The organism is Lacisediminihabitans profunda, assembly GCF_008040105.1.
GTDB classification, from domain to species: Bacteria; Actinomycetota; Actinomycetes; order Actinomycetales; family Microbacteriaceae; genus Lacisediminihabitans; species Lacisediminihabitans profunda.
Map to the genome: position 1 here is coordinate 1 of NZ_VRMG01000023.1, position 6,121 is coordinate 6,121.

General features: G+C 69.4%; 6 protein-coding genes. 1 reads left to right on the plus strand and 5 read right to left on the minus strand.

The window, feature by feature from the left end; all coding sequences use genetic code 11:
• Positions 1-58 precede the first annotated feature (58 nt).
• The 5 genes from purH to dhaK form a co-directional block, all read right to left on the minus strand.
• The gene (gene purH / locus FVP33_RS18785; protein ID WP_147785232.1) at positions 59-1,675 is read right to left on the minus strand and encodes a bifunctional phosphoribosylaminoimidazolecarboxamide formyltransferase/IMP cyclohydrolase; all 1,617 of its coding nucleotides are present in this window, start codon (positions 1,673-1,675) and stop codon (positions 59-61) included.
• Positions 1,672-2,265: a phosphoribosylglycinamide formyltransferase gene (gene purN, locus FVP33_RS18790; protein WP_147785233.1), complete on the minus strand. Its 594-nt coding sequence runs from the start codon at positions 2,263-2,265 to the stop codon at positions 1,672-1,674. Before purN ends, purH begins: the two co-directional genes overlap by 4 nt.
• Positions 2,266-2,512: 247 nt before the next feature.
• On the minus strand, positions 2,513-3,730 hold the full coding sequence (locus tag FVP33_RS18795) for a cell division protein PerM (protein ID WP_147785234.1): 1,218 nt from the start codon (positions 3,728-3,730) through the stop codon (positions 2,513-2,515).
• A 96-nt stretch (positions 3,731-3,826) separates the two neighbouring features.
• On the minus strand, positions 3,827-4,468 hold the full coding sequence (gene dhaL / locus FVP33_RS18800; RefSeq protein WP_147785235.1) for a dihydroxyacetone kinase subunit DhaL: 642 nt from the start codon (positions 4,466-4,468) through the stop codon (positions 3,827-3,829).
• Positions 4,469-4,473: 5 nt separating this feature from the next.
• Entirely contained in the window at positions 4,474-5,472 is a 999-nt protein-coding gene (gene dhaK / locus FVP33_RS18805) for a dihydroxyacetone kinase subunit DhaK (RefSeq protein ID WP_147785236.1), read from the minus strand.
• A gap of 427 nt (positions 5,473-5,899) precedes the next feature.
• Between dhaK and FVP33_RS18810 the strand changes: the two genes are divergently transcribed.
• The coding region (locus FVP33_RS18810) for an FGGY family carbohydrate kinase (protein ID WP_246142435.1) at positions 5,900-6,121 on the plus strand (222 nt) is incomplete at its 3' end.

The window sequence follows — 6,121 nt, forward strand, 5'->3', positions numbered from 1 at the left end:
GACGGAGGAGTGGCAGATGCCCAACGGGTGAGCACTCCGCCCAACCCGGCGCTGCGGGTTAGTGGTAGAAGTGGCGTTCGCCGGTGAAGTACATGGTGACGCCGGCCTTCTTCGCTGCCGCAATCACCTCTTCGTCCCGCACGGAGCCGCCCGGCTGGGCGACGGCCCGCACCCCGGCCTTGAGCAGGATCTCGAGGCCATCCGCGAACGGGAAGAACGCGTCGGATGCCGCCACCGAGCCGAGCGCCCGGTCTCCGGCGCGGTCGACGGCGAGTCGGCAGGAGTCCACCCGGTTGACCTGGCCCATGCCGACCCCCACCGACGCGCCGTCGTCGGCAAGCAGGATGGCGTTGGACTTGACCGCGCGCACCGCGCGCCAGGCGAACTCGAGGTCGGCGCGCGTGGCGTCATCCGCCTCGTCTCCGGAGACGAGTTGCCAGGAGTCCGAACTGAACTCGTCGAACACGTCCGGCTGCTGCACGAGCAGCCCGCCGCTGATCTGCTTGAACTCCACGTCGTCGCGGTGGTAGCCGGCCGGAAGCTTGAGCAGACGGAGGTTCTTCTTGGTCTTAAGAAGCTCGAGCGCCTCCTGGTCGAAGTCCGGGGCGATCACCACCTCGGTGAAGATGTCCTTCACTCGCTCGGCCATCTGGATGGTGACCGGGCGGTTCGCCGCGATCACCCCGCCGAACGCCGAGACCGGGTCGCACTCGTGGGCCCGGATGTGCGCTGAGGCGATGGGGTCGCCGGCTCCCCGGGCCACGGCGATGCCGCAGGGCTGGGCGTGCTTGACGATGGCGACGGCCGGCTCGCTGAAGTCGTAGGCGGCGCGCAGGGCGGCGTCCGCGTCGACGTAGTTGTTGTACGACATCTCCTTGCCATGCAACTGGCTGGCCTGAGCGATCCCCGCACCCCCCTCCGACACGTAGAGCGACGCGTCCTGGTGGGCGTTCTCGCCGTACCGAAGCACGTGGGCGAGGCTCGCCCGCACCTCGAAGACGTCGGCCACCTCTCCCGCCTCGGGCAGGGGATGCGCCGCACGGATGCCGATGCTGCTGGCGAAGAACGCCGCCACCGCGGTGTCGTACGCCGCGGTGTGCGCGAATGCCTCGCCGGCGAGTCGCTGCCGCTGGGCGAGGGTCGTGCCGCCGAGCGTCACGGCCTTGATGATCTGCTGGTAGCTCGCCGGTGACACGGCGATCGCCACGTTGGCGTGGTTCTTGGCGGCCGCGCGAACCATCGCCGGGCCTCCGATGTCGATCTGCTCGATGGCGGCGTCACCGGTGACCCCGGAGGCGATCGTCTCCACGAAGGGGTACAGGTTCACGACGACCAGCTCGAACGGCTCGATCCCGAGCTTGGCGAGCTGCACCTCGTGGCTCGCGAGCCTCAGGTCGGCGAGGATGCCGGCGTGGATGGCGGGGTGCAGGGTCTTGACCCGTCCGTCGAGCGACTCCGGGAATCCGGTGATCTGGGCGACCTCGGTGACCGGATGCCCGGCATCCGAGATCGTCTTGGCCGTCGACCCGGTGGAGACGATCTCGACCCCGGCCTTCGCGAGCACGGCGGCGAGCTCGAGCAGCCCGGTCTTGTCGCTCACCGAGACGAGCGCGCGGCGGATCGGGATGGCGTCGCGGGAGCGGTATTCGGATGGGGCGTGGGTGGGTCCGCTCATGGGTGGGCGAGCTCCTCGAGGTCGATGGTTCCGTTGGCGATGTCGAGCACGGTCTGCACCAGCAGTTCGCGCTCCACGGGCTTGATGCGCTCGTGCAGGGTGGATTCGGTGTCGCCGGGCAGGATCGGCACCCGGCGCTGGGCGATGATCGGGCCGGCGTCGACACCGTTGTCGACGATGATGATGCTCGCCCCGGTCTGGTCGACCCCGGCGGCGAGCGCATCCCGCACGCCGTGGGCGCCGGGGAACTCGGGCAGGTAGGCCGGGTGCGTGTTGATGAGGTTGGGGCTGAGCGCGGCGATCACCCGCGGCGGCAGGAGCTTCATGAACCCGCTGAGGATCACCAGGTCCGGCTGCCACTGCCTGATCTGTTCGAGGATGGCGTCGCCCCAGCTCTCCCGGTCCGGATAGCTGGAGAGGGCGGCGGCGAAGGTGGGGATGCCGAAGGCCTCGGCGTGCCCGAAACCGTCGGCGTCGCGGTCGGCACCGACGGCGACGACACGGGCGGGGAACTCCGCGTCTTCCGACGCTTCGAGGAGTGCGCGAAGGTTCGACCCGCCGCCGGAGATCAGGACGACCAATGAAAGCACCCCCTGAGCCTATCGCGGGTGAGCCGGGCGCCTTCGTCGCGGGCGCATCTCTCTCCCGCATCCCCTGCACCCGCGTTTCTCCGGAGCTTTGCGCCCCAAACGGCATTTCGAGCCCTCGCCGGGCCGAAAAACGTCCTCGTGGGGCCGAACCTCCGGAGAAACGCGGATGCCGAGAACGGGAACCGCCACGGGCGGGACGGATGCGGGGAGCGTGACTCCGCGATCGCGCGTGAGCCGCGAGGCCCCGTCAGTCTCGCGGCGGGCGGCCCACCAGGAGGCCGATCACGGCCGCCACACCGAACTCGAGCGCCGCGAACGCGCCCACGAGAAGCGGGGACGGGCCGACATCCACGAGCCTGCCCGGCCCGGCGGCGCCGGCGGACACCCAGGCGAGGAGTCCGAGCGCCACGCCTCCGACCACCCCGATGAGCAGGCCCGTGCCGATCAGGATCCCCGCCGATGATCGGCCATCGAGCGCCGCGACGAGCCGCGGGCGCACCAGAATCGCGGCGAGGAAACCCGCAAGGACCGGAATGAGGAGACCGAGAAAGCCCCACGCGAACTGCCCGCTCGGCAGCGCGCCCAGGATCGGAATGGCCGGGATGGGCCCGAGGCTCGTGCCGAGGGGGCTCACCGCCGAGCCGGTGCCGATCGCGAACCCGGGTCCGACCAGCCAGGCCGCGGCCCAGATCACGAGGTTCGGCAGGAACGCGAGCTGGCCCACCGTGATGGCGATGCCACCGAGCACGGCCGCGTGCACCCCCTCGTAGAGCGAGATGATCTTCGCATAGCTCAACAGCAGGAGCGCGGCGACGAGCACTGCCGACACCGCCATCACGACCGCGGCCGCCCCGGCACCGCCGGTGAGCGCCGCCGTCGCGACGGCGCGGGATCGCGGTCGACCGCCCAGACGATCCAGGAGGGAGCGCCCGGATGCCGTGCCACGAGCCGCCACCGACGTGCGTGACCCGAGCACCAGCCCCGCGACGAGCCCGATGGCGAAGACGATGGTCGGCAGCAGCGCACCCTGCCAGATCGACGGCCTGGCCGACGGAGTGATGGTGCTGAGGGTGGCCCCGAGCGAGAGCACCCCGAACGTCGCGATCGCCGCGAGGATACCGAGATAGTTGTGCGGGATCTCCCCGATCCTGCGCCCCGCCCGCGCCCCGAGAAGCACGGTCACCAGGGCGAACCCGAGGGGGGCGATGGAGAGGACGAACGGGGTGCCGGCGCCCGCGAAGCCGAGGCTCGAGGCGATCACCGGGTTGAGCGTCATGGTGACGTCCACGCCGGAGCCGAGCAGCCAGATGTCGACGGCAGCTCGCCAGAACACGATCCAGTCGATCTGCAGGCCGTACTGGAAGGCCCAGAGGATGGTCAGCGGAACGAGGGAGATGCCGATGCCGATGCCCACGACGAGGAGCGCCTCGAGAGCGGCGAAGAGTGTGGTGAGCAGACGATTCATACCGGTCGGAGCCTACCCGCGCCTCGCACGCCGACCGGCCCGCCCGCGCGGCGTTCCGGCAATCTCCCGGCCGAACTCGTGGTGCGGCCGCACGGTTCAGCCGGCGAGAGCCCCCGCCAGCGACTCGAACAACATCGCCGTGGATGTCGCCCCGGGGTCGAGGTGGCCGGCGCTTCGCTCGCCGAGATAGCTGGCCCGCCCCTTGCGCGCCACGAGCGGGATGGTCGCCTCGCGGCCGGCCTCGGCGGCCGAGAACGCGGCCGCGGCCGCATCGGACACGCTCGCCCCGCCCGCCACCGCAGCGTCGAGGGCATCGACCGCCGGCGACATCGCGTCCACCATGGTCTTGTCGTTCAGCTCGGCCTTGCCGCGGGCGATGACGCCCTCGAAACCGGCTCGGAGCGCCGCCGCGAGGGTGGCGCCGTCGAGCTCGGTCACGGCCCCGGCCGTCGTTCCGAACCGGAGGAAGAACGTTCCGTAGAGCGGGCCGCTCGCGCCACCGACGGTGCTCACCATTGTCATGCCCACCATCTTGAACAGCGCGTCGACCGCCTCGGGCGGGGCGGCACCGACCTTCTCCATGACCGCGGTCATCCCTCTCACCATGTTAACCCCGTGGTCGGCATCGCCGATCGCCGAGTCGAGCTCTGTGAGATAGGTGCGGTTCTCGGTGACGAGCGCGCTGAACCGCGAGAGCCAGTCGAGAAGCTGCGGGAGGGATACGGTGCCGTCGCCCATGGCGCCTAGACTCCCCAGCGCAGGCCGGCGGTGTTCACCGGGGCGTCCCACAGCGTGAGGATCTCGTCGTCGGCCTTGAGCAGCGTCACAGAGCATCCGGCCATGTCGAGTGAAGTGATGTAGTTGCCCACGAGGTTGCGGGCGACCTCGACCCCGGCGGCGTCGAGAAGCTTCTTCACCTCTCCGTACATCAGGTAGAGCTCGATGAGCGGCGAGCCGCCCATGCCGTTGAGCATCACGATGTTCGGGCCCCCCGTGAAGTCGAGGTCCGCGAGGATCGGCTCGACGAGCTGGCGGGCGATCTCGGCCGCCCCGGCCAGGGGCACTCGGTGACGTCCGGGCTCGCCGTGGATGCCGACGCCCATCTCCATCATGTCGTCCGGCAGGTCGAAGGTGGGCTTGCCAGCCGACGGCACCGTGCAACTGGTGAGGGCCATGCCCATGGAGCGGCCGGCGGCGTTCACCCGGCGCGCGAGGTCGGCGACGCTCGTGAGGTCTCGGCCCTCTTCCGCCGCCGCCCCCACGATCTTCTCGAGGAGCACCGTCACGCCGACACCACGACGGCCGGCGGTCCAGGTGGAGTCCTCCACCGCCACATCGTCGTTGGTCACCACCGACTCCACCTTGATGCCGGACTCCGCCTCCGCCAGCTCGGCGGCCATCTCGAAGTTCATCACGTCGCCGGTGTAGTTCTTCACGATGTGGAGCACGCCGGCGCCCGAATCGACGACCTTGGTCGCCTCCTGCATCTGGTCCGGCGTCGGGGACGTGAAGACCTCGCCGGCGCACGCGGCGTCGAGCATCCCGAGACCGACGAATCCGCCGTGCAGAGGCTCGTGGCCCGACCCACCTCCGGAGATGAGCCCGACCTTGCCCGCCCTGGTCTTCTCGCCCCGGTAGATGATGCGGTTGAAGTGGTCGACCGTGAGTTCCGGATGGGCCGCCGCGACACCGACCAGGGACTCCGCAAGCACATTAGACGGGTCATTGATGAGCTTTTTCACGATGAAACCTCTTCCTCGATTTCGCTCGCTCCGGCCTCCCGGCACCGATGCCGCAGAGCGCTGTCGCAGGGTAAGGCGACAGTTCACTACAACGCTAGACCGCGCGCCGCCCGCGCGCCACAAACGTGAGGAAACAGTGGGTGGAGTGGCCCGCCCATGCCTTCCAGGCGACGTCGCCGGCTTCCGAGGCAGCAGGCGACACCGGGCGCGGTGCACGAATGTGCAGCACGTACCCGGTCCGCGATCCGTCGCAGCGGGGGCGGATTCGACCGCTCCGCGGGGCGGTCGTCAACCCCCCGTGCACGTTTGTGCAGGAGCAGTTCAACGATTGCCCGGATGCCCTAGGTTCGCAGTGGCGGAGCGGGCCGTTGCGAGGGCACCGGCCGCCGATACCCCCGCAGTCGGTGTTAACAAAGGAGTTACGGCAATGACGGATTACATTTTGTCGATTGATCAGGGCACGACGAGTACCCGGGCGATCATCTTCGATCACGCGGGTTCGATGGTGTCGTCTGGCCAGGTGGAGCATGAACAGATTTTTCCGCAGGCCGGTTGGGTGGAACACAACCCGAAGGAGATTTGGGACAACACCCGTGAGGTGATCGGTCAGGCACTGTCGAAGGCGAACATCACCCGGCACAACATCAAG

Excerpts from the sequence above, each read along its gene's own strand:
- purH (WP_147785232.1), bottom strand. The coding sequence starts at position 1,675 with ATGAGCGGACCCACCCACGCCCCATCCGAATACCGCTCCCGCGACGCC.
- FVP33_RS18795 (WP_147785234.1), bottom strand. The coding sequence starts at position 3,730 with ATGAATCGTCTGCTCACCACACTCTTCGCCGCTCTCGAGGCGCTCCTC.
- dhaL (WP_147785235.1), bottom strand. The coding sequence starts at position 4,468 with ATGGGCGACGGCACCGTATCCCTCCCGCAGCTTCTCGACTGGCTCTCG.